Source organism: Microcoleus sp. B9-D4 (assembly GCF_036705105.1).
GTDB lineage: Bacteria > Cyanobacteriota > Cyanobacteriia > Cyanobacteriales > Microcoleaceae > Microcoleus.
Genome location: NZ_JAUBTS010000023.1, coordinates 59,557 through 84,868 on the forward strand (window position 1 = coordinate 59,557; position 25,312 = coordinate 84,868).

Consider the following 25,312-nt stretch of genomic DNA (forward strand, 5'->3'; position numbering starts at 1 on the left):
ATATAAATCATTACGAGTTCTACCTTGAAAAGTATCTTTTTGGGGACTTGCACAACTTCTCCCACCCGCTGCAGCACATACGCATCAGGTGCCCAGTGAACACTCTCCGCAAGCTCTTGTGTAAATCCTATTTTATATTACTGAATTCCTTGATCCCCGCAAATCTCTATCTTTATTACCTCGAAATTGTGCGATGTTTAGCCATAAATTAACATTGATTTAAACTTTGATGGAGACATAAACGAGCTAGAATTCAATAGTTGGTGTGGAAGACATGGAGTTTAAATACAAAATGTCACAGATAACCAATTAATATCGATCGCACTTCACGATCGCACTTTACAAAACAACCACAACTTAGGAGTCAATAGCTGATGATGCTAGGAACAACCGAGATCCCGCAATTAAAGCCGCTTTCCGACTCAGAACTACACAAAATGAACGCCTACTGGCGGGCGGCAAACTACCTATCCGTCGGACAAATCTATCTCCTCGACAATCCCCTACTCAAAGAACCCCTCAAAATCGAACACGTCAAACCGAGACTCCTCGGACATTGGGGCACCACTCCAGGTTTAAACTTCATCTACGTTCACCTCAACCGCATCATCAAAGCCCAAGACCTCAACACCATCTACATCGCAGGCCCCGGACACGGCGGGCCGGGCTTGGTGGCCAACACCTATCTCGAAGGCACTTACAGCGAATATTACTCGAACATTTCCGAAGATGAAGAGGGTATCAAACGGCTATTCAAACAGTTCTCCTTTCCCGGCGGTATCCCCAGCCACGTCGCCCCGGAAACTCCCGGTTCGATTCACGAAGGAGGTGAACTCGGCTACGCCCTCGTCCACGCTTACGGTGCAGTTTTCGACAATCCCGATTTGATTGTGGCGGCCGTTGTCGGTGACGGGGAAGCCGAAAGCGGCCCCTTGGCTGCTAGCTGGCATTCTAACAAGTTTCTCAACCCGGTTCGCGACGGGGCCGTGTTGCCGATTTTGCACTTGAACGGCTACAAAATTGCCAATCCAACGCTGTTGGCCCGCATTCCGCAGGAGGAATTGGAAAGTTTGATGGTCGGTTATGGCTACAAACCTTATTGGGTGGAAGGTTCAGACCCGGAAACCATGCACCAGTTGATGGCTGCAACTCTCGATACCGCGATCGGCGAAATTAAGGCGATTCAGGAAAAAGCCCGGACGGAGGGCTATTCGGGCCGTCCCCAGTGGCCGATGATTGTGATGAAAACTCCCAAAGGCTGGACGGGGCCGAAGGAAGTTGACGGTAAGAAAACTGAGGATTATTGGCGATCGCACCAAGTCCCACTTTCGGAAATGGCTTCTAAGCCGGGACACGTCCAACTCCTCGAAGATTGGATGAAAAGCTATAAGCCGGAAGAACTCTTCGACGAAAATGGCAAGTTAATTCCCGAATTGGCAGAACTCGCGCCCAAGGGATCTCGGCGCATGGGGGCAAATCCCCACGCTAACGGCGGCCTGCTGCTGCGAGACTTGAAAATGCCGAAATTTGAAGACTACGCCGTTGACGTGCAAAAACCGGGCACTGTAATGGCAGAAGCAACCCGCGTTTCCGGCCGCTTCCTGCGAGACGTGATGACACTCAATCAGGAAAACGCCAATTTCCGCATTGTCGGGCCTGACGAGACGGCCTCAAACCGCCTCGATCCGGTGTTTGAAGTGACGAACCGGATGTGGGCGGGGGAAATTTTGCCCGAAGACGACCACATCTCCCCCGAAGGCCGGGTGATGGAAGTCCTCAGCGAACATCTATGTCAGGGATGGCTGGAAGGCTATTTACTGACGGGACGCCACGGATTTTTCTCCTGCTACGAGGCGTTTATTCACATCATCGATTCGATGTTCAACCAACACGCCAAGTGGTTGAAAACTACTCGTCACATTCCTTGGCGCCGACCGATCGCATCTCTGAATTACTTACTAACTTCTCACGTTTGGCGACAAGACCACAACGGTTTTTCTCACCAAGATCCGGGTTTTATTGACCACGTAATTAACAAGAAAGCGGAAGTGGTGCGGATTTATTTGCCGCCCGATGCTAATACTTTGCTGTCAGTAACGGATCACTGTCTCCGCAGTCGCCACTATGTCAACGTGATTATTGCAGGGAAGCAGCCGGCATTGCAGTATTTGGATATGGATTCTGCGATTAAACACTGTACCGCCGGCATCGGCATTTGGGAGTGGGCTAGTAACGATAAAGGCGGCGAACCGGATGTGGTGATGGCTTGCGCGGGTGATGTTCCGACGCTGGAAACTTTGGCTGCTGTGGACATTCTCCGCCGAGATTATCCCGATTTAAAAGTGCGGGTGGTGAATGTGGTGGATTTGATGACGCTGCAACCGGCTAGCGAACATCCCCACGGTTTGTCTGACAAGGATTTTGATACTTTGTTCACGAAAGATAAGCCGGTGATTTTTGCTTTTCACGGCTATCCTTGGCTGATTCACCGCTTGACTTATCGCCGGACAAATCACCCGAATATTCACGTTCGGGGTTACAAGGAAGAGGGAACGACTACGACGCCGTTTGATATGGTGGTGATTAATGACCTCGATCGATTCCATTTAGTTGGAGATGTACTCGATCGCGTTCCAAAACTGAGTTCTGTCGCAGCTTACGGCAAACAAGCTATCCGTGACAAGCTGATCGAACACAGGCATTATATCAACGAACACGGCGATGATATGCCGGAAATCCGCGACTGGAAGTGGCCGCACGCGGGCGCGGTTTCGTCGGAAGCGCCGAAGGAAACGAAAGATCCGACAACGACTGGAGATCAAACCGTGCGATCGGGTGCACCTGGATAGGTGCGATCGCGGTATGAAAAGAAAGTCCTCAGAAATTGAGGGCTTTTTTAGTTGCTATGAGATATCTGTCGTTAGTCCGCGAGTCCGCCAGGGGTTGAAAACCCCTGTCTCATAGCAAAAGTCGGTTGAAACCGACTATCGATTTTAGATTTTAGATGTTAGATTGGGAATTATTGATTTGAGATTGGAGATTTGAGATTTGAAATTAGGAATTAAGTGGTTGATTTAATTGGCTTTTCAGTCCTCTTTTAGAGGACTTTCGCTATGAGACGGGGGTTTTCAACCCCCGGCGGACTTGCGGGTTAATCGATATCTTCATGCTTGTGCCATCTGCGTTAACGAGGCTAGGGCGCGATCGAGTAATACCTCAACTTGGGCGCGAGTTACTCCTGGAAACCATTCGAGAAACTGGTCAATAGATGCTCCATCTTTAAGGTTCTCGAAAAAGGCGGCAACAGGTACGCGCGTTCCTCGAAATACCCATGCACCGCTTACCTTGCTTGGATGGCGTTCAATGACTTCAAAAAGGTCTATAGTCTGCATGACATTCCTCGCTTGTTGCGACTCAAGTAAAACAACTAAGATAGAATTAATGTTAGCATAAATCAACAGTGATTTAGGATTTGTACATTCAAAAGAGGCGGTCATGCTTAAAAAAATAGAAATTCAAAATTTTAGGTGCTTTGAGCAAATCAAAATTTCTGGGTTTGAAAGAGTCAATTTAATCGGGGGTAAAAATAATGCTGGCAAGACAGCATTGCTAGAAGCAATTTTTCTCTATAAAGATCCCGATGGTAGAAGTATATTCGCATTAAAAACGCTGAGAAGGGAATCCTCAGAATCGATAGAACCAATAGAACCGAGAGAATCGAGAGAACCGAGAGAATTAATACAATCAATATTTAAGAGGGGATGGGAAAACTTTTTTTATTCCCAGAACAAAGACGCAGCTATAGTAATTCAGGGAAAAGATGAGAGTAACGTCATACACAAAATAGAAATTTGCTTAGATGAATCGGGAAATGTGAACAATATTTTTGACGATCAAAATGTAGAAAGATTAAGAGAGTCCTTCTTGAAGGATAAAGATGATTTGTTAGTCCTAAATATTAAGTCAAATCGAGATAATCAAGAAAATGTTCAGTCCGTTGTCATAGCTACTTCATCAAGACAATACTGGTTTGGGAAGCGTCCTAATGTTAACGAACCGCCTTTTATTCCATCTTGTATGAGGTCTTTGGGGACAGATATTATGGAACTATTTGACCTCGCGCGTTTGGATGACAAATATAGGGAAGTTTTGAAAGCTTTTCAAGTTCTAGACTCTTCAATAGAATCAGTAGAGAGTTTTTCGATTGGGGAACCCACGCTTTACTTGAGAAGAAAAGGTGAAAATCGTTTGCCTCTATCATTGTTTGGAGATGCCATTAACAGAGTTGCAGAAATTATCCTTAAACTGGTCAACAACCAACATAAAATATTGCTAATTGATGAGATAGAAAATGGTATACACTATACAACTCAGCGGGAATTTTGGAGATTATTATTTCGCTTAGCGGTTGAACTGGATACCCAGATTTTTGCTACAACGCACAGTTTAGAGATGCTTCAAGCATTTGCTGATGTGGGTTTAGAACAAAATCAGGAATGCAGCAGCGCATATTTTGAACTAGCAAGGAAACTCAAAACAAATCAAATAATCGGAAGTCGGCTCGATTTGGAAACTTTGAATTACGCACTAGAGCATCAAGAAGGAGTGAGAGGTGAGTAATATTGTCATAGTAGAAAGTAAAAATGATAAATTTTTCATGCAGGCAATGGTTGAGAAACTAAACTGCGATATCCAGGTAGAAAAACCTATTTATATAGGTGATTATGAACCTTTGGAAGGCTTGAGCGAAACAGAGTTAATCAAAGCTTTAAAAAATTTAATAAGAAAGATTGACCGCAAAGATATTGAAAAGATTGGAATTATTATCGATATTGATAATTGTGCAGAGCAAGAACGGCTGAAATTCGTAGATAGATGTATAAAGCAAGTGTTTAAAGCTGAAAGCTTGTCAAGCACTAAACAATTTATCGATATTTGTACAGATCATGGAACAAATGCAAAATTGGCTTGTTACTTTACAAATGTTGGAGGTAAAGGCGAACTGGAAACGCTTTTAAAGGCAATAAAGGCTAGAGAATCACCTTATGCTGATTGTTTGGATAGCTGGAGAAGTTGCATAAAAGAAAAGGAGGGAAAGGAAATCAAGCAGAAAGATTTTGATAAATTCTGGGTGAGCATCTATCTCAGGTATGATACTTGCTCAAATCAGGAACAGAAACAAGCTGGAAAGAAATGCAGTATGTCTGGGTTTGATTATGTTATGAAACACAAAAAAGATATTTGGAATTGGGCTCATCCTGCTCTCGATGATTTGAAGGAGTTTTTTAAACTCTTTTGCTAACATAGTAAAATTCACACACAATTAACTCATGAGCTTAAAAATCTATTTTCTACGACACGGTGAAACGACTTACAGCAAAACAGGTGGCTTCTGCGGCGACCTCGACCCAGAATTAACATCCGCAGGTTCTCAAATGGCAGAACAGTTTGCTGCTACTTACGCAAAATTGCCTTGGAATGCTGTTTATGTCAGTCCGATGAAACGCACAATTGCCACTGCAAAACCTTTGTGCGATGCTGTGGGAATTGAAATGCAGCTTCGCGATGGACTGAGGGAAATTAAGTACGGTGAGTGGGAAGGCAAAACATTAGAGTCAGTCAAAAAAGAATATACAGAAGATTATATTAACTGGCTGACTGAACCGGCTTGGAATGCACCCAACGGCGGCGAAACTTCGGTACAAATTGCCAGTAGAGCTTCCTTAGTTATTGCCGAAATTGAGGAAAAATACAAGAATGGAAATGTGTTGGTTGTCTCCCACAAAGCTACTATTCGGATTATTCTTTGCAGTCTGTTGGGGATTGATTTGGGACGTTATCGCGATCGCATTAGCGCTTTAGCAGCTTCTGTCAGTATTGTCAAGTTTGATGTTCGCGGCCCGTTGCTGGAGGTTTTGGGCGATCGATCGTACATGGATGAAAACCTCCGCAATTTACCCGGTACTTGAAATTGCGGGTAAGGTGCGGAGGCGCACCCTACAGTCTGAAACTAAATCGCGCCTATGTAAGACAATCCTAAAATCGTACCTGTTCCCAAAATATGACCGAAGCAGAGACTTCCCACAACTGCACCCAAGCTCAAACCGCCCAATATCGAGGGCGCGGCTGGGCCTGTGGTAGGCTTCTGGATGGTTGATTTGCCGATCGCAATAGCTAAAATATTGCAAAGAATCATAATCAAACCGGTCGTGGGGCTCCACTCTACGGTTCTGGCGACAGTGGCAAGTAAAATTGGTGTAAACATCGATCGGCTCCTTAAACTTTAGTAAATGAAAATCTGCCTAGAAGATATATCAAAAAAATGCAACTGTTAGCTACACATTGCATTAAGAGTTAATTTTTCGACATTTTTCTTAATAATTTTCCCAGGCTCTCAAGGTTTCTTAGTCTGTGCAGGCGGACGAAAGTTTGACAAGACGCGATTGCAATCGCCTAGCGATCGAAAGAACGAATCAACAGGACATAATAAAGCATGAAAATACTGGTGTTAAATGCGGGTTCTAGCAGTCAAAAGAGCTGTCTTTACGAGTTAAACGATGTCCTGCCCGATCGACCTTTGCAACCCCTCTGGTCAGCTCAAATTGATTGGACTCACCAGCAGGGTATAGCAGAGTTGAAAGTCAAAACAGCAAAAGGCGATCGGCTTGAAGAGGAGTTTGCCTCCGAGTCTCGCAAAGATGCTATTTATCGAATGCTGGAGAGTCTTTGGAGGGGGAAAACTCAAACCATTAATGATTTAAAAGAGGTGGATATTGTCGGCCACCGCGTCGTACATGGCGGGGAAGATTATCAGCAAAGTACGTTAATTTCGCCGGATGTTAAAAAGGCGATCGCCCGTTTATCTGTTTTCGCCCCCGTTCACAATCCGGTTAACCTCGAAGGTATCGAAGCCGTTGAAAAAATCCTCCCAAATGTGCCGCAAGTAGCAGTATTTGATACAGCTTTTCACGCACAATTGCCGCCCGCAGCCTTTGTTTATCCCGGCCCCTATGAATGGCTGGAAAATGGGATTCGGCGCTACGGTTTTCACGGGATTAGCCATCAATATTGCGCGCGTCGGGCCGCCGACATTCTGGGTCAAGATTTGGCAGATTTGCGGTTGGTTAGCTGTCATTTGGGCAACGGATGTTCTCTGGCAGCCATTCGCGGTGGCAGGAGTGTTGACACGACGATGGGATTTACGCCTTTGGAAGGTTTGATGATGGGAAGTCGATCGGGTTCGATCGATCCAGGCATTCTCATTCATCTATTAAAACAATCCGATTTTACTGCTGAGAAACTTGATGGTATTCTCAATCGAAATTCTGGTTTAAAAGGGATTTCAGGCGTGTCTAGCGATCTGCGGCAGATTGGAGATGCGATCGCCCAAGGTAATCAGAGAGCTCAACTGGCTTTGGATATTTACATCCACCGTTTGCGTGCCGGAATTGGTGCCATGCTGGCGAGTTTGGGAGGGTTGGATGCTTTAATTTTTACGGCGGGAGTTGGGGAAAATTCTGCTGTTGTACGGGCGGCAGCTTGCGAAGCTTTTGGATTTATAGGCTTAAAATTGGATGGGGAGAAAAATCAACATTCACCGAGCGATCAAGATATTGCGGCAGTGGATTCAGCCGTAAAAATTTTGGTAATTCACACACAGGAGGATTGGGAAATTGCGCGAGAATGCTGGAAACTTTCTCACTAAGGATCGCGAATTAAATAACTTACAATTTTAATTGTTATTGTGGGATGGGCGTCCCGCCCGTTCAAAAAGGACGGGCGGGACGCCCATCCCACTTTCAAGAGTGGAAGTTATTTAATTCTCATTCCTAACTTATTTTATAAATTCCTGCAACAGCGATGCCCACTCAGCTTCGCAGAATCGTCAACAATCACGAACGGCGCAAGCGGATTTACGCAGACAAAGAGAGGTAGAGACGTTGATTCTTCCATTTTCTCTAAAACATCATTACTCTTTCAGTAATGCTGTTGGTTGATGGTAGCGCCGATTACAAAACTTGCCTGGGGGCGATCGGAATTTCAATAATAAACTCGCTCCCCTCTCCCGGTGCAGAAACACAAGTCAATTTTCCCCCATGAGAACTCACAACAATCGAGTGAGAAATAGACAATCCCAAACCCGTTCCCGAACCCACGGGCTTAGTTGTAAAAAATGGATCGAATATCTTGTGCAGCACCTCAGTGCTCATCCCCGGCCCGCTGTCGGCAATTCTAATTATGGCAGAATTCCTGTCTGTCACCTCTGTAGAAATTGTAATCGTAGGCTGTTGATGAGAGTTTTCCGGGCAATCTCTTGCTACGAGGAGAGCATCGATCGCATTTGTCAAAATATTCATAAATACCTGATTCAACTGAGACGCATAACAAGTAATTAGGGGTAGCGTGCTGTAATTTTTAATCACCTCAATTCCCAAACGCCCGCCCTCTTTTCTCAGGCGCGGTTGCAGCAACATCACCGTACTGTCGATGCCTTGATGGATATCTACCGACTTCATTTGTGCTTCGTCGAGGCGAGAGAAATTCCGCAAGCTTAGCACAATATCCCGGATTCTTTCCGCTCCTACTTTCATAGAATCCAGCAGCTTTTGCAAATCCTCGCTCAAAAATTCCAGCTCAATTGTTTCTATTTCTTCTAGAATTTCATCAGCAGGTTCTGGATAGTGCTGCTGGTAAAGCTCAATCAATTTTAGCAAGTCTTTAACGTATTCGCTAGCCGGATTGAGATTGCCGTAGATGAAACTTACAGGATTATTAATTTCGTGAGCTACACCAGCGACCATTTGCCCCAAGCTAGACATTTTTTCGGTTTGGATTAATTGAGCTTGAGTTAGTTTAAGTTCGCGCAAAGTTTGTTCTAAACGCTCGTTTTTTTCATTTAACTCCTGCGTCCGCTCTTGCACTTTCTGTTCCACCGAATTGTAAAGTAGAGCATTTTCCAAAGAAATAGCAACTTGGGAAGAAAGCAACCTTAAAACTTCCAATCTGTGGGGAGTAAATGCTCCGACAGTCAAATTGTTTTCTAAATAAAGAATGCCGATCAGTTTGCCTTGATTGATGATGGGAGTACACAAAATAGATTGCAGTTGGTGTTTAGCGATGTAAGGATCGGCTGTGAATAGTCCCTCAGCCGCCGCATTGCTCAACACCAAATCCGAGCGAGTCCTTTCCACATAATTAATCACCGTCACAGGTAAATCATGATAGTCTCCAACAGGCGTAAATTGCAGCACAGCTACATCTTCAGCAAATACTGACGCTTTAGCTGAAATCAACAGTTGACCATCTCTAACTAAAATTAGAAAACCTAATTGAGCACCCGCATTTTCTAAGGAGATTCTCATCAAAGAAGCCAACAACTTATCGAGGACAATTTCGCTAGAAATCGCCAGAGATGCTTTCATTACAGTTGCTAAATCCAGCACTCTCGCATCGCTGCCCGTAGAAGTATGAATAGTCGTGGTAGTTTGATTGTTGTTAAAACTTCCGTTGATCGGCGTCATTTCCCGCAACTGCGGATACTTCTGTTCTAAATCTTCTACTTTGCGAACTGCACCCCAGCGCAAATAGCACGAGTGAGCTTCGCGCAAGTGGATTTTGGCATATTGATACTTGCCTTTACTCAACCAAAACTTAGCTGCTAGTTCATTAGCTAGCGCTTCATTTTGGACAAACTCATTGTCTTGGGCTAAATTTATAGAGAAATCATACAGTTCTACAGCTTCTGAATCTTTCTTGGAAATTCTGGCTATTTCTGCTTGTACTAAAAGGTACTTGTGCAGAAAATTTTCGGCACAGTTGTCTGCCCAAATTTTCATCTGTTTTTGGTTGTCCTCTAACTTTTCCAAGTATTCCTTTTGCTTGTCTTCTGAAACATTTGGGAAAACGGCGGCTAAAGTTAGAGAAAAGAAAAAATTCCATTCGGTAGCGGGTATCGCTCCGGTAATAAAAGATAGCTGTTTTTCTACTTCAAAAGCTAGTTGTAGCGCTTCGTTGAAGTTGCCGTACCAGTACATTACCTGGCATTTGCGAATCTGATAAAGGCACAGCGAGTACAAATTTTGATGAGCTTGACAGTTGTGTACGTATTCAGCTTCGCTGATATCTTCGCTTTCAAATACAAACTTTTCAGGAGTTAGTTTGCTCAAGTTACGGAGGATTAACTCTACTCCTAATAATATATCGGTTACGAGCTGATTTTTGGTTTTTTGGCTGAATTGTAAATACCTGCTCGTGTCGAGCAGAATTTGCGATATTTCTTTACCTTGAAAAAATGAGTTAGCTATGCGGTTGGACAGGATATAACCCGCATACTCTAAATCTCCTGATTCTAAAGCTGCTTGATATCCTTCATTGCTGATTGCGTGGGAATCTTTGATGTGGTTGAACCAGTAATAAAAAATACTGACCAGGGATGAACAGGCTCTGCATTTTAAGCCGATATTGCCAGATTTTTCGCTGAGATTCAGCGAGAGCAAGCCGAATTGATACGCAGCTTTGTAATCTCCCGAAACTGCGTTTAAGAACATACCGTAGCCAGCATAGCAAAGAGAGGCTTCGGGTACTAAACCGTATTGTAGAGAAAGATTGACTCCTTTTAAAACGCTGACTTTCCACAAGTCGGGATTTTTGAGGTAAGCCGATGTCAGCAAGTTTGTAATTAATTTGACTGCAACTTTTTTGTCTGGTACAGTCATTTCGGGGGCGTCTATTAGGGAAGCTATTTCTCTACCTGCTAAAATATTTGTAGCTGCTGCAAATTCTTCGGATATGACTTTTTGTAGCCCGTCTAGGGGCAAGTCAATGCCTAGCAAGTCCAAAGCTTTGATTCCGGCTTTAACGGCTTCTTCGTACTTCGCCCGCAGGGTGTACTGCACGATCAGCAGGTTGTAAATTTCTACCTTTTCTAAGGGCGATCGCGCTTTTTCCAAAGTTATATTAATAAATTCTTCAGACTTCTCGAAATAACCGTTTAAATACTCAACATTTGCCCGCTCCATGTGCAAGGCAAAGGCTAAATCGTAGTGGGCATCCCAAATATCGGCGCTCAAACCGTCCATGCCTGCGGTTAAATACTGCAAGGCAGCAACATAAGCAGTGGCATCTTTGGCTCTGCGGGCTGCGTCTAAATTCAGCGTCGCCAGTTCAATTAATTCTCGATCGTCTCTAATTAGCGATCGAGCTACATTCAAGTGATCGACTAATTCAAAGATTCTGTCAGCGCGATATTCAGCCGGAGTGTTTTCTAGGATTTGCCTGCCTATTTTCAGGTGAACTGCCTTTTTTTGCGAGTCGTCGATCAGAGCGTAAGCTGCTTGTTGTACGCGATCGTGCAAAAATTTATAATTCAGAATTAATAGTGGAAACAGCACGTAATCTAATGACTTGCTTTCCAATTCCGAAGTTGGCAGAATCAGTCCAGACTTAATCGCGGGCAACAGGTGAGAAAAAGTTTCCGAGGCTTCTTTTTCATTAATTAAAGAAAGAGTATTCAAGTCAAATTCATTGCCCAAACAAGCCACCAAACGCAAAACTTGCTGCGTTGAACTTGGCAGTTTTCTCAACTTTTGTACCATCAAGTCTACTACATTGTCAGTGATAGCACACTGCTCAATTTGAGTCATATCCCAATGCCAGCCGCCCTTGCTCCCCGACTGGGGCGGGTGAAAAACTAGCAAGTTTTCCTGATACAATGTTTGTAGGAATTGATTGACAAAAAAAGGATTGCCGTCTGTTTTGCTGATTACCAATTCAGCTAACGGTTTGACAGATTCTCGATCGCTGTGCAAAGTCTCGGCAATCAAATGAGTTATGTTTTCCACCCCCAGCGGCGACAAAGCAATCTGATTAATGATAGCTTCCTGATTCCGCAGCGTCTCCACAGTCATCATTAAAGGATGAGTAGGACTAACTTCATTATCCCGATAAGCACCAATTAAAAACAGATATTGCGTAGCTTCATCTGTCATCATCAATTCGATCAGCTTGAGAGTAGCCGAATCAGCCCACTGCAAATCGTCGAGAAAAATTACCAGCGGATGTTCGGGCTGACAAAATACACGAATGAAATTTTGAAAGACTAAATTAAAGCGGTTCAGAGATTCCGTCGGCCCCAATTCAGCTACAGGAGACTGAGATCCGACAATTAGTTCAACTTCGGGAATAACATCAATAATAATTTGCCCGTTTTGACCGAAGGAAGTGCGGAGTTTTTCGCGCCAAACTGCTAATTGAGCCTCACTTTCAGTTAACAGTTGCCGCACCAATTCCGAAAAAGCGCTGACAACGGCAGAGTAAGGAATAGTTCGCTTGTACTGGTCAAACTTTCCCCAAATAAAATATCCACGTCTGCGGGTAATAGGTTTGTCTAAAATCTTCACCATTGCAGATTTGCCAATGCCGGAATAACCGGCAATCAGCATCATCTCGCTGCGAGATTTATGCTGTCCTCTCCCCAGGACTGACAAGGGAATTTCTTTTTTCGATTTGCTTTCTTTTTTGATGACAGAAATTTGAGAATTGTCGGTGCGGTAGCCTCGATTATTTGTTGCTGCTACCCGTTCAAATGCCGCTAAAAGAGTTTCAACTTCTCGCTGTCTGCCGTAAAGTTTTTGAGGTATTTGAAATTTGTCGGAAATATCTTGGCTGCCGAGAGGAAAATCGGAAACAAACCCAGATGTTTGCCACTGAAACAGGCAGGATTCCAAATCGGCTTTGAGTCCCCAAGCACTTTGATAGCGCTCCTCAGCGGTTTTTGCTAACAATTTCATCACAATATCTGAAACAGCTTTAGGAATTTCTGGGGCTATTTCAGCGAGAGGTACTGGCTGTTTGGCGATGTGACAGTGAACTAACTCCATCGGATCTGTAGTGGGAAAAGGGAGTTGTCCTGCCAGGATTTCATAGAAGGTCACGCCGAGGGAATAAAAGTCGGTGCGGTAATCGATTACCCGGTTCATTCTGCCGGTTTGTTCGGGCGACATGTAGGCTAAAGTGCCTTCTAGAAAATTAGGATTTTTACTGGGAATATTTTCCAGGTTGGATGCTGTTGAAATGCTAAAGTCTATTAGTTTCACTTGTCCTGTAGCAGGATTAAAAACTATATTAGAGGGATTTATATCTTTATGAATTACATTTTTTCCGTGGATTTCTCCCAAAGTTTCAGCGACTTTGATGGCAGTAGTTAGAAATCCTAAAATGGTAAATTTTTGGGAACCCATAAATATTTTTAAAGATTCCCCGCCAAAATCTTCTAAGATCATTGCCAGACTATTTCTAACCTGTTGCAACTTATACACTTTCACAACTCCGTCCAACAGGCTTAAGTTGGCAGTGATCTCATATTCGCGCTTGTATCTATTCAGTTCTTCAGGAGTCGGATAGTCTTCTTTGATAAGTTTGATAATAACAGGTTGGTTGTTCTGCTCGTTGTGGCCGCGGTAAACCAGGGAAGTGCTGCTTTCATAAATGAGAGCGAGAACTGCAACGCCGGGAATTGCCATCATAGTTGGGTTCTCTCAAATTAGGTGTGCTTGGTCAATGTTACAGGACTGACGCGCGGCGGGCTAGAAACCGGGTTTCTTCGTTGCTAGTCGTTGACAAACCCAAGATTTTTTCGTGTAAATCGGGTTTCTTTTCGTAAATCCTATGTTATTCCTCATTATCGCTCAAGAGCTATCTTTTGGGATGTGTGGGAAAGCAGGCCTTGACAGGAATGAGCTACTGCTGACAAAAGCACGCTGGGGCTTTCGTCACCTCAGCAGTTAGGTAAACAAAATCACAAATACAGGATTTGTGCAAGGATTTACTTTAATGCTCGATCGCCATGTTGACAACTAAATCATCTCCGATTCTAAGCAATCGCTTGACTTTAGTGGAGCGTCACCACATCTCGTGAAAATACGCAAGTGCTGAAAGATTTATTTTTTCCGGCGATCGAGCACGAATTTGGGGTGCTTCAAAACAACGGCCGATGCAAATCTTAACTATAATTCGCTACCAAGGCGCGGAGGGAGTTAAGTGTTGCTTCGGAAGCTGCAAGTTCCTTCAGTTATATCTATTTTGATCGATCGATTAACAATACTAACTGACCGAAAGCATCCAGGATACCCGCCACCTGATTCATCCGTCCAGAAATAAAAAACCTGTATCCGATAAACAAACCCCCGAATTTATCTCGCGCAAGTCAATGCTTCAATTCTTTAATCTAAAATCTAAAATCTAAAATCTAAAATCGATTGACCGTTTGACCTGAGTAAATTTGACAAGAAATGCAGAATTATTGCACCTTGTCTGGTGCGCGGCAGCGAACCCTACATTAATCAAATTTGCCTAACTCTTAAGAAAATTTTAGGAAAGATTAAGAATTATTGCCATAAAACCCAGGTAAAGTTGTTTGAATTGCGAGTCAAATGCCAAGCAGGCAAAGCGTTTGAGCATTTCCCAAATGTGTAAATCCTCAGAAACTTAGTATTTCTCAAGGATTCATCCGGTGAGAAAATCAGAAACAACCTTAAAATTTAGCAGTAATCGCCCGATCGGGCAATTCTCAACCAGCACCAGGAAAAAAACTATGAAATTGGCTTATTGGATGTACGCAGGCCCAGCCCACATCGGCACTTTGCGCGTCGCCACTTCCTTCAAAAACGTCCATGCAATCATGCACGCACCCATTGGAGACGACTATTTCAACGTCATGCGTTCCATGCTGGAGAGGGAACGGGATTTCACCCCGGTAACTACCAGCGTCGTTGACAGACACGTACTGGCGCGGGGTTCGCAGGAACGGGTGGTGGACAACATCACCCGCAAAGACAGAGAAGAACACCCAGATTTAATCGTGCTCACCCCGACTTGCACCTCCAGCATTCTGCAAGAAGACTTGGAAAACTTCGTGGAACGAGCTCAATTGGATGCCAAAGGCGATGTATTGCTGGCGGATGTTAACCATTATCGGGTAAACGAACTCCAAGCAGCCGATCGCACTTTGGATCAAATCGTCCAATTTTACATTAACAAAGCCCGCAAAAAAGGCGATTTAGTAGAAGCCAAAAGCGAAAAACCATCTGTCAACATTATCGGTATGTCTACCCTGGGTTTCCACAACCAGCACGACTGCACCGAGTTGAAGCGTTTGATGGCAGATTTGGGCATAGAAGTCAACGAAGTTATTCCCGAAGGTGCTTCGGTTCATAACTTAAAAAGACTGCCGCGCGCTTGGTTTAACTTGGTTCCTTATCGGGAATTGGGGATGATGGCCGGGGAGTATTTGCAAAAAGAATTCGGTACGCCGATGGTAGATATTACGCCGATGGGTGTGGTAGAAACTGCGCGCTGTATCCGCAAGATTCAGCAAGTTTTGAATGCTCAAGGCGCGGATGTTGATTACGAAAATTTTATTGACCAACAAACTCGATTTGTGTCGCAGGCTGCTTGGTTTTCGCGATCGATCGACTGCCAAAACTTAACCGGCAAAAAAGCCGTCGTATTTGGCGATAATACGCACGCTGCGGCGATGACGAAGATTTTGGCTCGCGAGATGGGAATCCACGTTGTGTGGGCAGGAACCTACTGCAAACACGACGCTGACTGGTTCCGGGAACAGGTCAGCGAGTATTGCGATGAAGTGCTGGTGACGGATGATCACGGGGCGATCGGGGATGCGATCGCCAAAGCGGAACCTTCGGCAATTTTCGGTACCCAAATGGAACGCCACGTAGGTAAGCGGTTGGATATTCCCTGCGGCGTAATTGCTGCACCGATTCACGTCCAAAATTTCCCGATCGGCTACAAGCCATTTTTGGGTTATGAAGGCACGAATCAGTGCGTAGATTTGGTTTACAATTCCTTCACTTTGGGAATGGAAGACCACTTGCTGGAAATCTTCGGCGGCCACGATACCAAGGAAGTGATTACGAAGGGTATTTCGGCTGACTCTGATATGGGTTGGACAAAAGATGGACAAGCTGAGTTGAATAAAATCCCTGGCTTTGTGCGGGGTAAGGTGAAGCGGAATACTGAGAAGTTTGCGCGCGATCGGGGGATTGATAAGATTACCGTTGAGGTGCTGTACGCAGCGAAGGAATCTGTCGGCGCGTAGTTTATTGGTAAGGTGGGCAAATGCCCACCTCACTGTCAGCCCTGTTAAGGTTCGATCGACGGCTTTGTGCCATCCTAGACGTTCGCGATCGGCAATAAACCTAGTTTATTGGTAATCATGTCTTTAAAGAAGAAGATTTAAAGATCGCCTCTTACGAAATTTAAGGTGTTTGAGAGCTTTCTTTACCACCTTGACATGGTTGCCAGCTTACTGTTAGCCTTTGAACAGTCAATACTATTGCAACTCAGGCATTGAAACGAAGTTAAAAAATTACATTTAGCAGATAATTATGACAAATGATGAATCACGGATTCAAGAATTTGAACAATTTCACGAATTTCAACAATCATATGGTATTGACTCTCCGCTTAGTCAAGATAGATGGACTGATTGGACAATTGAAGATATTAAAACTTATATCAAAATAGAAAAATGGGACGAAATTAAAAATACATCATTAACAGTTAGTGACGAAGAAGCTTTGTTAATACTCAAAGAATTTACAGCAAAAGTTCGTCCCAATGAAGAGAATAGTTATCTACTTGACGATTTGTTTGATACTATTAATGACATGGACATTTCAGGAGTAATTAAGCTGAAAGAAACTAAACTGAAAAAAACTGAAGTAGAAACAGCCATTACTTGTCGCGGAAATTACCAAAATCCATACTTTTATATTGACTTTTGGCTACCTATCCATACCCGATGGAGTATAGCCAAAAAGTTACAAGCGGATGGGTATAACTTAAAGGAATTTTTTATCGTAGAAAGCCTTAGCTATTTACGTCCTAACTCTATTTACCTATTAGTTTATGAAAATTATGTAAAAGACATTAAAGAAATTTTAGCAGAAGGAACAGTTTTTCCATTTGATATTCCTGTTAATTACTTCAGCATTAAGTCAATAGAAGAAAGAGGTTTGATGCTGATTCCTCAAAATTATTCGGCTACGCAAGGTAATAATAAAACTCCTGATTTACGCTATCGGTGCTATGAAGTATTAATTAAAAGATGAGATGCTGTGGTTTGAAAATACCTGCGTTATAGAACAAATTAGCCATAATCTCGATATACGTTGGAAGTAGGCGATCGCCCTTCTCAAAGCAAGTGCGATCGCCAACCTGAAAAATTGCTATAATATCAAATGAGCCAACCTTGCTCTCAGTGAAAAAATATGTCAACCCCTACACAAACTCCCCAAACAAGCACCCTTGAGATAACTATCAATCAGGAACAAAAAGAACTGTTAGAAAAAGCAGCTACCCTGTGGGGTCTTAGTGTGAGCGAATATCTGCTCGAAGTTGCTCTAAATCTAGCCGAAGAACTGCCACTTAAACCAGAAAAGATCGTTCTTTCCGAACCCAATTGGGAAATTGTTACCTCAGCGATTGAAAACCCACCAGAACTTAACTCTAAGCTGAAAGCAGCGATCGAGAGGTATCGGCAAAAATACGATCGCAAATAAATAATGGAATGGATTTTTTGCTCTATAGATGATAGCAGGGTGATTCGGGAGAATTTTGATTGCGGTGTGCCGGAGTTAAATCAGTATCTCAAAAAATACGCCCGACAAAATCAAAGAAAAGGCATTGCTAAAACTTGGGTGGCAATTCCTCAAGGCGGTGACGGTCAAGTAGCAGGCTATTATTCAATAAGTATGGCTGAATTACAACGAGAGTTACTGCCTGAAAATTACAGGAGAGGGTTGCCGCGCTATCCTCTTCCAGTCATGCGGATCGGCAAACTGGCAGTAACTCAATCAATGCAGGGTAGAAGACTAGGTGAGACACTGCTAGTCGATGCTTTTAACAGAGTGATTCGTTTGTCGGAAGATATAGGAGTATTTGGAGTGATAGTTGACGCTTTCAACGAACAAGCTAAGGGATTTTATTTACAATACGGGTTTATTGCCTTAGAAGGCGATGAACTTTCACTTTTTATTCCCATGACTAGGATATTAGAAGCTTTTACATAGGTAAAAGACAAAAGTTGGTCTTAGCTTAGAAAAGGCGATCGCCCTTCTCAAACCAAGGGCGATCGCACGCTTATCAACTCGCCACCAAAATTAATCGATCGGATCGAAAACTAAGGTCAATCGAGCAGCCGGAAGCAGTTGTTTGAGAACTCGCAAATGACCCTCTGCATCAGACCAACTGCGAAAGCGACCGACAACGACCCTTTGTAGATTTGGAAGCAAACGAACCACGATCCACGGCTTGAGACGTTTCTCATACGGCATAATAGTTGTATCTCCTTTGTAAAGGTATCTCCTTTGTTAATGGGAGCCATAGCCAGTCCTTGCTTTCCACGGCGGGGGACTGGCTTTTGACTTTGCACCTGTGGTGTGCTGTACAAATTGTTGCACAAAAGGCCCTCATTGGTAGCATAAAATTACTAAAATAGCGTTCTAACACCGCGATCGGCGTAAACTTGTATGATTGGGAGCGTTCACAAACAGTAAATATTGACAGTGAGCAAGCGCGTTCACATCACACTCCCCGACTACATCTATGAATCCTTAGAACTGTGGGCCGATCGGCAAGGTAGACCCACAGCTAGTTTGATCGCTTTTATCGTTGAAACAGCCGTTTTGGAAGCGAAAAAAAAGGGAGATCTACCTTCTGAACCGGAAAAGCCCAAAAGCGACACGTAAAGACTTCCCTCGTGGGTTACGGGGGCGTGTCGCGCGATCGCACTTATCGAAATTGATGAAAATTAGCATCAGCGCCCGCAGTTGGCGCCCAATATTTAAAATAATTCTCTGTTTTGTCCTCGCGATCGCTTGTTAGTGCATAAGTCCTATCAGCAATCGAAAGTGCCAGTTATTGAATTGTCCGCCGGCCAGTCAGTTGCAGAGAAACTCCCAGAAAAATATCATTCTCAGTAACCAGCTTTCGACTATACATTCAATCCTTGTGTGGGGCGGGCTTCTAGCCTGCCCCTGAAAGCTTATTGAAAATGGTGCAATATTTCAGGGGAAACGGAAATTGCATCCCAGGATTTCCTCCTTGAGGCCAATTGTGAAAACTGTACTGTTCGATCGCCCTAATCAATCCAACTTACCTAGATTAGACGCATCAACATATTTTAAACGAATGACTTATGAACTTCACAGCAAGACTCACACAAACCAGCTTACTCGGTTTAATGCTATTTGCCAGCAATCCAGCGGCAACCTTTGCTCTAGGACAATCGAACACAAGCACTGCACCAACAGCGTCTCGCACTCAGTCTCCGATTGAAACAATACAAATAGCTAAGGTATCCACTCCCCAAAAACAGGTGAGAGATTTTTGTGTTCGCAAAAGACAGACACTGGCAAACTATTTCGAGACCAGCAACTTTCGGATTTATCTGTGCTACAACCACGCCAATCAAGTATATTACTACGGCGTTAAAAAGAGTAACGGCAGCACGATCGCCCTGCGTGCTCGAACTGAAGAGGGGACTGGTTACGTGGCCAAAAATGGCACCTACGATTACATTGTTACAGGAGCCAGCCTTAGTATTTATAACAAAGGCAAACGCATTCTCGAACAACGAGTGATTCGCTCCCTTTAGTATGTAAATGCGATCGCTCTTTCAAGCCCCGACTTCTTCAAAAAGCCGGGGATCTAACAGAATATCAGGCTTTTCTGCTGAGGCAGACGAAAGTTTGTGTAATTTAACCTCGAACTCAAATGACCGGCGCTTCGCCACATTTGAGTTTGAGGTTAATATCGTTTCCGGTTGCATCAAAATAATAAAATCGAGTCAACAGTTAACACTCAACCATTCAGTTTTTTGACTCACAGTCAACAGTCAACAGTCAACAGTCAACAATAATTCCGGTGTAACCGGAATTGATATAACAAGTTTCAACCGCCGAATAATCTCAAAATAAAAAAACCCTCCCCAACAAGGAGAAGGGAGGGTGAAAAGACAGTGAGAAATTTAAGTTTTTGCAGAATTAACAATAAGGACTTACATCTTCGCCACATTCGTCAGCCAAATAACACAAAGCTCGAAAGCGCAGCCCAACCACTTGCTCGTAAAGCGGATTTAACTTGCACAGTGGCGGAATGGATAATAAAGTGCGATCGCCAATTTTGACTTCTCGCTCAAACGGACACTGGCTGGGAATAAACTTACACAGCAACCGAGCCAACTTTTGACTTTTAATTGCAGTGTTATCAAGCCATTGTTTTAGCGGATGCAAGGGGTCAAAGTGTGGCTTTTGACCGTAAGGTTGAGAATTTGTAGCGACATTAACGGCGGTTTCTTGTTTACCAAATCCTACCCAATTTGGCAGAGTTCGGTAGGAGACTGTATGCTCAAATACGTTCATTTTGCTCTCTTCCTCTTTTATAACGAGGTGCCAAGAACTCTCTGTAGAGCTTGTGCGATATTATCTACAATCAGTATCTACAGCATCTCGTTTTGCTTTACCGGATTGAACTTCTTAAATTAATGACTTAGGGCGAGAAAAGTAGTTCCTGATTTTTTTAAAAGACGGTGTGCACTCTAAAAAGTGTCCTCATTTCCAGCCCAACAATTGATTGATAGGGTAAAAATTCTGTCTTCTACGTTTTAGCTTCAACCTTCGGTTGACTCTCCTTTTGTAGTTCAATTACAATTGTGACGCATCCAGGTGAATTATCCTATACGTGAAAATGCGGAATTTTTAATAAAACTTATAATATTTCTAAATAAGCTCTGCTGCAAAAAACCCTGAAACCTCGACCCAACAATCTTTGCTCGCGATCGCCCAGAAACTCCTACAATTAGAAATAATCGGTATCACCGCCCTCACAACCCATGAGTAACCCAGAAACCAAAGCTATCGCCCGCGAATTGCAAAGCCACGCCGCCATTCTCGGCGGCTTCGTCTCCCTCCTCTGGATTATCGAAATTGTCGATGCCTTCCTGTTCGGAGGCAGGCTGAATGACTACGGAGTCCGCCCCCGCAGCATCGACGGACTTGAAGGCATCTTGTTGATGCCTTTTCTGCACGGCAGTTTTGCTCACTTAGCTGCCAATACCCTCCCTTTTGTGACATTGGGTTGGTTGATAATGCTGCGAGAAATGAGCGACTTTTTTATCGTGAGTGCCGTCACTGTGCTAGTCAGCGGATTCGGAGTTTGGCTGACTGGCGCGCCCTATTCCGTTCACATTGGTGCCAGCGGATTAATCTTTGGTTACTTCGGCTTTTTGCTGCTGCGGGGCTATTTTGAACGCAGCTTTACATCTATTTTGGTATCTTTAATTGTCGGTTTCTTCTACGGCAGTTTAATTTGGGGAGTTTTGCCCTCGCAGCAGGGAGTTTCCTGGCAAGCGCATTTCTTTGGCTTTGTCGGCGGCGTATTAACAGCTCAACTTTTGGGCCGGCAGAAACGGCGAATTAACTAGAATAAGACTGAGGCTGCATCCTATCATCACCTTGGTTTATTGCTCATAAATTATCTAAAAGCGTAGGTTTTTTGTCAATAAACCTGGTTTCTTGTCTAACAATTGCGTCCCGGATAGCCAGACTAACTGCTGACCAATAATTCAACGCGGGCCGGCAAGCACACAGTAAAAACCGAACCGCAACCTAACTCGCTTTCAACGTGCATATCGCCACCCATCATCACGCAAAAGTGACGGCTAATAGTCAATCCCAAACCCGTGCCGCCATACTTGCGCGTAGTTGATGCGTCGCCCTGCATAAATGCTTGAAATAAATGCTGCAATTGTTCGGGGGGAATCCCAATGCCCGTATCAGCTACGCGAAAAATAATTGAGTCGGAAGGTTCGGCTACTTCTTGAGTGGTTAAGCTGTCATGTTTAACTCTTTCAATACAGAGGCTAATAGTGCCCTGTTCCGTAAATTTGGCTGCATTGCTCAGCAGGTTGAGCAATATTTGACGAGTTTTGGTAAGGTCAGCATACATCATTCCCAAGTCGTCAGCACAATCAAGTTCAAACTTATTAGAATTTTTATCTATCAAGGGTTTGACAGTAGAAACTACCTCGTCAATTAAATTAACCGGGTTGAAAGTTTCTAAGTAAAGTTCCATCCGCCCCGCTTCAATCTTAGAAATATCTAGAATGTCGCTAATTAAAGATAGCAAGTGTTTGCCCGCTGTTTGAATTTTTTGCAAGTCGGGGATAAAATCTTCGCAGCCTAAATCCTCTGCATCTTCTTTGAGCATATCGCTGTAACCAATAATCGCGTTGAGGGGAGTTCGCAATTCATGGCTCATATTAGCTAAAAAGGCGCTTTTGGCTTGGTTTGCAGCTTGAGCGGTTTGAGCGACTTTTTGGAATTCTTCTGCTAATTTGCGCTGGGTAATATCTTCAGCAATACCGACGATGCGGTAAATTTCCCCTGTTTCGTTGCGGACTGGAAAAGCCCGATCGCGCACCCAGCAAACTGAACAGTCAGATCGCACTACCCGATACTCCTCATCATAATCGCCCCGCACCTGTTTCTCAAAAGCAGCCTTGACGCGATCGAGATCCTCGGGGTGAATAGCATCCCAAAAAGCCTCCGGTTCTGACTGCAAACTCTGACAGCTCAAATTCCATATTTTCTCGCAAGCAGGGCTCACATAAACTAGCTGCTTTTGATTGGGTTCTCTAATCCAAAATACCTCATGAATATTTTCTGCCAACTGGCGAAACCGCTCCTCGCTAGCCCGCAACTGCCCCACAGCATTGTGAAATTCAGTCACATCCTGAATCAGCGATGCCACCCCGATAATGCTGCCATCAGCATCAACCAAAGTCGTATTGTACCACTCGCAAAGAATAATTTTTCCGTCTTTTCTGATGTTCTCGTTAATACTACTAATTCCTCCTTTATTAGTGAGCAAAGTTATAGATAGTTGCCTGACATACTCCTTAGCATTTTCAGGAACTATGAGATCGACTCCGTGGCATCCCATAGCTTCCAAGCGGTTGTATCCAAAAATTCTTTCCGCTGACAAATTCCATTCCGCTACTTCAAAGTTTAGATTCCATTCAATCGCTCCCAAAGGAGTTTGGTGAAGATGGAGAGCCAGTTTTTGCTGCGATTTTTTCAGAGAAATAATTAATTGATTTTTGTCGGCGATCGCAGATTCCACCCGATCTTCGAGAGTAGTAAACGACTCTTCCAATTGAGCTGCCATCATATTAAAAGAGCGAGCCAGGACACCGACCTCATCCTCCCGCTCTACAGACGCCATCAAGCGGGAATCTACTGCCATCCCGTCCCATTCTCCCCGGGACAAAGCCTCCGCAGCCTTGCTCAGACGCCGAATCGGTACAACAATCCACCTAGAAGTCAGAGCGCCAATCGCCGTTGCCAGCACCAAAGCACCCAGACACATCACCACAGTATAGCGAGTGTTGGCATTAATCCTTTCCATAAAATCGGCTTCAGGAACCGTCACCACAATCAACCAGTCGAGGCCCCTGCTGTCTAAAAGCGGCGTCACCTGTAGAAATTGCCGTTGACCGTCGATCGTAAAATCTAACTGGCGAGATCTGTCAATTTTGTGCAAATCCCCGAAGCGTTCTGTCAAATAGCGGGCGGTCGATCGAATTAGAACATTCTTGCTGCTGGCTGCCATAATCCGTTTCGGAACGCCGTTGCTAACAATAAATGGCGGTTCCAGAGTAGAATTTGCCACCAATTGCCCAGATCTTTCTATAATAAAAGTCTGTCCTGATTTGCCAATTTTTAGACCTTCCAAGAATTGATTTATCTTGGAAAGTGTCAAGTCAGAACCCAGGATTCCTATCAGTTTCCCATCATCGCCATAGACTGGTTGAGCAGCCGTAATCGCTAGTTTGGGAGCATCAAAATAAGTATAAACTTTACTCCAAGTCGGTTTGCCTGCCCGCACCGGAGCTATGTACCAAGGTCGGACGCGGGGGTCGTAGTTGAGAGTAGTTTTTAATAGCTTGGTTGGTTCCCCGAACTCGGACGGCGCGTAGCTGTGAAAGTTATAGCCAGTAGATTGATTGGAAATTTGAATTTGCAACTTGCCGTCGTCGAGGCGTTCCACTCCAATAAAATCTTTTTCTTCCGATGCGAATTGAATGTAGCTAATTTTATCAAAAATTTTGATTTGTTTGTAGAAGTAGCGTTGCAAACTATCACTATCCTGCACGTTCAAAATGCCGAGACGGATGGCATCGAGATTGAGCTGATTGATTTGGTGTGGCGTTTCAATATAACTATTAATATGTTGCTGGATACGCGATGTGACTTCTGCCCGCAGTTGTGCGGCAACATCGTTGACGGCTATGCGCCCGTTCCGCAGCGACAGCCACCCCGTCAACCCTACCGCAGCGAAAGTCTGGAGGGCAAAAGGCACAACAAGGACGATGCGAATTGGCACTTTGCCCGACATTTTTAAAATCGGGTCGGTCAGATATTTGATTGGCATGGTAAAGCAGAATTATTATGAACCCACAACATTCCGGTCATTCGATTTTAGATTTTAGATTTTAGATTGACTTGCGCGAGATAAATCCGGGGGCTTGAGGATGCAAGGATTTTGGATTTTGGATTGATTCCACGTATAAATCACGTGGCGGGTACCATCAAGAAATTATTGGTCAAGTACAACTTGATGATCGCAGGTTTTGAAGTTGAGATGGTTTTAGTAGGCAAAGTGCTGTTAATAACTCGGAATCTGCCCCTGGCAACTGAGTTTTTAACGACTGCCACCGCCATCTTAGCGCGATCGGGAGCTTTGGGAACATTGGCGATCGAGATGAATGCAGTATCAATGCTGGACTCACTCTACACGCTCATACTATTATAGATTTGAGATTCAAGAATTAAAGAATTGGGAAAGACTGATTCTGTAAGGGCTGAGAATTGGCAAGCTGTAGCATTCTTTTTTTGAACAGGTATCTGAAACCAGGTTTTTTTAGCGTTTTGGCGGTCTGCTGCGAACTATTTTCGTGAAAAACAACCGATGGATCGCCGCCCGTGCGTCCAGCAGTAACTATTTTTCCACTCCTGACGCCCGCTAATGAAACCAATCGAGTTTTTGGTTGACTCATGCCTGAAATTAGGTATTTTGGCGTTTCAACCCGGTTGCTGCGTCATTGGATTTTAGATTTTAGATTTTAGATTTTAGATTGACTTGCGCGAGATAAATCCGGGGGCTTGAGGATGCAAGGATTTTGGATTTTGGATTGATTCCACGGATAAATCACGTGGCGGGTACCATC

At 44.0% G+C, this 25,312-nt stretch carries 19 protein-coding genes; 13 read left to right on the forward strand and 6 right to left on the reverse strand.

Features of this window, described 5'->3' with window-relative positions; genetic code table 11:
• The first annotated feature begins 374 nt into the window (after window positions 1-374).
• A complete protein-coding gene (locus tag QUB24_RS16045) occupies window positions 375-2,849 on the forward strand; it encodes a phosphoketolase family protein (protein ID WP_333154144.1) in 2,475 nt (824 codons plus the stop codon).
• 315 nt (window positions 2,850-3,164) lie between these two features.
• Here QUB24_RS16045 and QUB24_RS16050 read toward each other — a convergent pair whose 3' ends face one another.
• Window positions 3,165-3,392 (reverse strand): DUF433 domain-containing protein, encoded by a 228-nt coding sequence (locus tag QUB24_RS16050; RefSeq protein WP_333154146.1) that lies wholly within the window; start codon window positions 3,390-3,392, stop codon window positions 3,165-3,167.
• Between the two features lie 103 nt (window positions 3,393-3,495).
• Here QUB24_RS16050 and QUB24_RS16055 point away from each other — a divergent pair, with 103 nt between their 5' ends.
• The 3 genes from QUB24_RS16055 to QUB24_RS16065 are packed head-to-tail and all read left to right on the forward strand — an operon-like array spanning window position 3,496 to window position 5,969.
• Window positions 3,496-4,620, forward strand: a complete 1,125-nt coding sequence (locus QUB24_RS16055; protein WP_333154147.1) for an AAA family ATPase — start codon at window positions 3,496-3,498, stop codon at window positions 4,618-4,620.
• Window positions 4,613-5,302, forward strand: a complete 690-nt coding sequence (locus tag QUB24_RS16060; protein ID WP_333154148.1) for a DUF3226 domain-containing protein — start codon at window positions 4,613-4,615, stop codon at window positions 5,300-5,302. Before QUB24_RS16055 ends, QUB24_RS16060 begins: the two co-directional genes overlap by 8 nt.
• Before the next feature lie 28 nt (window positions 5,303-5,330).
• Window positions 5,331-5,969, forward strand: coding sequence for a histidine phosphatase family protein (locus QUB24_RS16065; protein WP_333154149.1), 639 nt, complete (start codon window positions 5,331-5,333; stop codon window positions 5,967-5,969).
• A gap of 41 nt (window positions 5,970-6,010) precedes the next feature.
• Here the strand turns inward: QUB24_RS16065 and psaK are convergent, their stop codons facing one another.
• The gene (psaK, locus tag QUB24_RS16070; RefSeq protein ID WP_333154150.1) at window positions 6,011-6,265 is read right to left on the reverse strand and encodes a photosystem I reaction center subunit PsaK; all 255 of its coding nucleotides are present in this window, start codon (window positions 6,263-6,265) and stop codon (window positions 6,011-6,013) included.
• Between the two features lie 228 nt (window positions 6,266-6,493).
• Between psaK and QUB24_RS16075 the strand changes: the two genes are divergently transcribed.
• Window positions 6,494-7,705, forward strand: a complete 1,212-nt coding sequence (locus QUB24_RS16075; RefSeq protein ID WP_333154152.1) for an acetate kinase — start codon at window positions 6,494-6,496, stop codon at window positions 7,703-7,705.
• 304 nt (window positions 7,706-8,009) lie between these two features.
• On the opposite strand, the gene QUB24_RS16080 is transcribed toward QUB24_RS16075, so the two are convergent.
• Window positions 8,010-13,523, reverse strand: coding sequence for an AAA family ATPase (locus tag QUB24_RS16080; RefSeq protein ID WP_333154154.1), 5,514 nt, complete (start codon window positions 13,521-13,523; stop codon window positions 8,010-8,012).
• A gap of 1,067 nt (window positions 13,524-14,590) precedes the next feature.
• Here QUB24_RS16080 and bchB point away from each other — a divergent pair.
• The 4 genes from bchB (at window position 14,591) to QUB24_RS16100 (ending at window position 18,092) form a co-directional block, all read left to right on the forward strand.
• Window positions 14,591-16,117 (forward strand): ferredoxin:protochlorophyllide reductase (ATP-dependent) subunit B, encoded by a 1,527-nt coding sequence (gene bchB / locus QUB24_RS16085; protein WP_190659189.1) that lies wholly within the window; start codon window positions 14,591-14,593, stop codon window positions 16,115-16,117.
• A 289-nt stretch (window positions 16,118-16,406) separates the two neighbouring features.
• Window positions 16,407-17,132: a hypothetical protein gene (locus tag QUB24_RS16090; protein ID WP_333154155.1), complete on the forward strand. Its 726-nt coding sequence runs from the start codon at window positions 16,407-16,409 to the stop codon at window positions 17,130-17,132.
• Window positions 17,133-17,291: 159 nt separating this feature from the next.
• Complete coding sequence (locus QUB24_RS16095; protein WP_333154157.1) at window positions 17,292-17,582, forward strand: DUF1778 domain-containing protein; 291 nt, start codon at window positions 17,292-17,294, stop codon at window positions 17,580-17,582.
• Window positions 17,583-17,585: 3 nt separating this feature from the next.
• Window positions 17,586-18,092, forward strand: coding sequence for a GNAT family N-acetyltransferase (locus QUB24_RS16100; RefSeq protein WP_333154158.1), 507 nt, complete (start codon window positions 17,586-17,588; stop codon window positions 18,090-18,092).
• 90 nt (window positions 18,093-18,182) lie between these two features.
• On the opposite strand, the gene QUB24_RS16105 is transcribed toward QUB24_RS16100, so the two are convergent.
• On the reverse strand, window positions 18,183-18,356 hold the full coding sequence (locus QUB24_RS16105) for a hypothetical protein (protein ID WP_333154159.1): 174 nt from the start codon (window positions 18,354-18,356) through the stop codon (window positions 18,183-18,185).
• A gap of 231 nt (window positions 18,357-18,587) precedes the next feature.
• Between QUB24_RS16105 and QUB24_RS16110 the strand changes: the two genes are divergently transcribed.
• Complete coding sequence (locus tag QUB24_RS16110) at window positions 18,588-18,770, forward strand: ribbon-helix-helix domain-containing protein (protein ID WP_015178554.1); 183 nt, start codon at window positions 18,588-18,590, stop codon at window positions 18,768-18,770.
• Between the two features lie 449 nt (window positions 18,771-19,219).
• Window positions 19,220-19,678, forward strand: coding sequence for a hypothetical protein (locus QUB24_RS16115; RefSeq protein ID WP_333154161.1), 459 nt, complete (start codon window positions 19,220-19,222; stop codon window positions 19,676-19,678).
• 388 nt (window positions 19,679-20,066) lie between these two features.
• Here the strand turns inward: QUB24_RS16115 and QUB24_RS16120 are convergent, their stop codons facing one another.
• Window positions 20,067-20,444 (reverse strand): Mo-dependent nitrogenase C-terminal domain-containing protein, encoded by a 378-nt coding sequence (locus tag QUB24_RS16120; protein WP_333154162.1) that lies wholly within the window; start codon window positions 20,442-20,444, stop codon window positions 20,067-20,069.
• Window positions 20,445-20,914: 470 nt separating this feature from the next.
• On the opposite strand from QUB24_RS16120, the gene QUB24_RS16125 reads away from it, so the two are divergent.
• Window positions 20,915-21,505 carry a rhomboid family intramembrane serine protease gene (locus tag QUB24_RS16125; RefSeq protein ID WP_333154164.1) on the forward strand — a complete coding sequence of 197 codons (591 nt, stop codon included), beginning with the start codon at window positions 20,915-20,917 and terminating at the stop codon, window positions 21,503-21,505.
• 122 nt (window positions 21,506-21,627) lie between these two features.
• Here QUB24_RS16125 and QUB24_RS16130 read toward each other — a convergent pair whose 3' ends face one another.
• The gene (locus QUB24_RS16130; protein ID WP_333154165.1) at window positions 21,628-24,516 is read right to left on the reverse strand and encodes a PAS domain S-box protein; all 2,889 of its coding nucleotides are present in this window, start codon (window positions 24,514-24,516) and stop codon (window positions 21,628-21,630) included.
• A 144-nt stretch (window positions 24,517-24,660) separates the two neighbouring features.
• Here QUB24_RS16130 and QUB24_RS16135 point away from each other — a divergent pair, with 144 nt between their 5' ends.
• Window positions 24,661-24,897, forward strand: coding sequence for a hypothetical protein (locus QUB24_RS16135; RefSeq protein ID WP_333154166.1), 237 nt, complete (start codon window positions 24,661-24,663; stop codon window positions 24,895-24,897).
• The last annotated feature ends 415 nt before the right edge of the window (window positions 24,898-25,312 follow it).

Bases quoted from the DNA above. Each gene is read 5' to 3' on its own strand.
- QUB24_RS16055 (WP_333154147.1), top strand. From the start codon at position 3,496: ATGCTTAAAAAAATAGAAATTCAAAATTTTAGGTGCTTTGAGCAAATC.
- QUB24_RS16100 (WP_333154158.1), top strand. From the start codon at position 17,586: ATGGAATGGATTTTTTGCTCTATAGATGATAGCAGGGTGATTCGGGAG.
- QUB24_RS16075 (WP_333154152.1), top strand. From the start codon at position 6,494: ATGAAAATACTGGTGTTAAATGCGGGTTCTAGCAGTCAAAAGAGCTGT.
- QUB24_RS16045 (WP_333154144.1), top strand. From the start codon at position 375: ATGATGCTAGGAACAACCGAGATCCCGCAATTAAAGCCGCTTTCCGAC.
- QUB24_RS16050 (WP_333154146.1), bottom strand. From the start codon at position 3,392: ATGCAGACTATAGACCTTTTTGAAGTCATTGAACGCCATCCAAGCAAG.
- QUB24_RS16105 (WP_333154159.1), bottom strand. From the start codon at position 18,356: ATGCCGTATGAGAAACGTCTCAAGCCGTGGATCGTGGTTCGTTTGCTT.
- QUB24_RS16125 (WP_333154164.1), top strand. From the start codon at position 20,915: ATGAGTAACCCAGAAACCAAAGCTATCGCCCGCGAATTGCAAAGCCAC.
- QUB24_RS16130 (WP_333154165.1), bottom strand. From the start codon at position 24,516: ATGCCAATCAAATATCTGACCGACCCGATTTTAAAAATGTCGGGCAAA.
- QUB24_RS16065 (WP_333154149.1), top strand. From the start codon at position 5,331: ATGAGCTTAAAAATCTATTTTCTACGACACGGTGAAACGACTTACAGC.
- QUB24_RS16095 (WP_333154157.1), top strand. From the start codon at position 17,292: ATGTCAACCCCTACACAAACTCCCCAAACAAGCACCCTTGAGATAACT.
- QUB24_RS16090 (WP_333154155.1), top strand. From the start codon at position 16,407: ATGACAAATGATGAATCACGGATTCAAGAATTTGAACAATTTCACGAA.
- psaK (WP_333154150.1), bottom strand. From the start codon at position 6,265: ATGTTTACACCAATTTTACTTGCCACTGTCGCCAGAACCGTAGAGTGG.
- QUB24_RS16080 (WP_333154154.1), bottom strand. From the start codon at position 13,523: ATGATGGCAATTCCCGGCGTTGCAGTTCTCGCTCTCATTTATGAAAGC.
- bchB (WP_190659189.1), top strand. From the start codon at position 14,591: ATGAAATTGGCTTATTGGATGTACGCAGGCCCAGCCCACATCGGCACT.
- QUB24_RS16120 (WP_333154162.1), bottom strand. From the start codon at position 20,444: ATGAACGTATTTGAGCATACAGTCTCCTACCGAACTCTGCCAAATTGG.
- QUB24_RS16115 (WP_333154161.1), top strand. From the start codon at position 19,220: ATGAACTTCACAGCAAGACTCACACAAACCAGCTTACTCGGTTTAATG.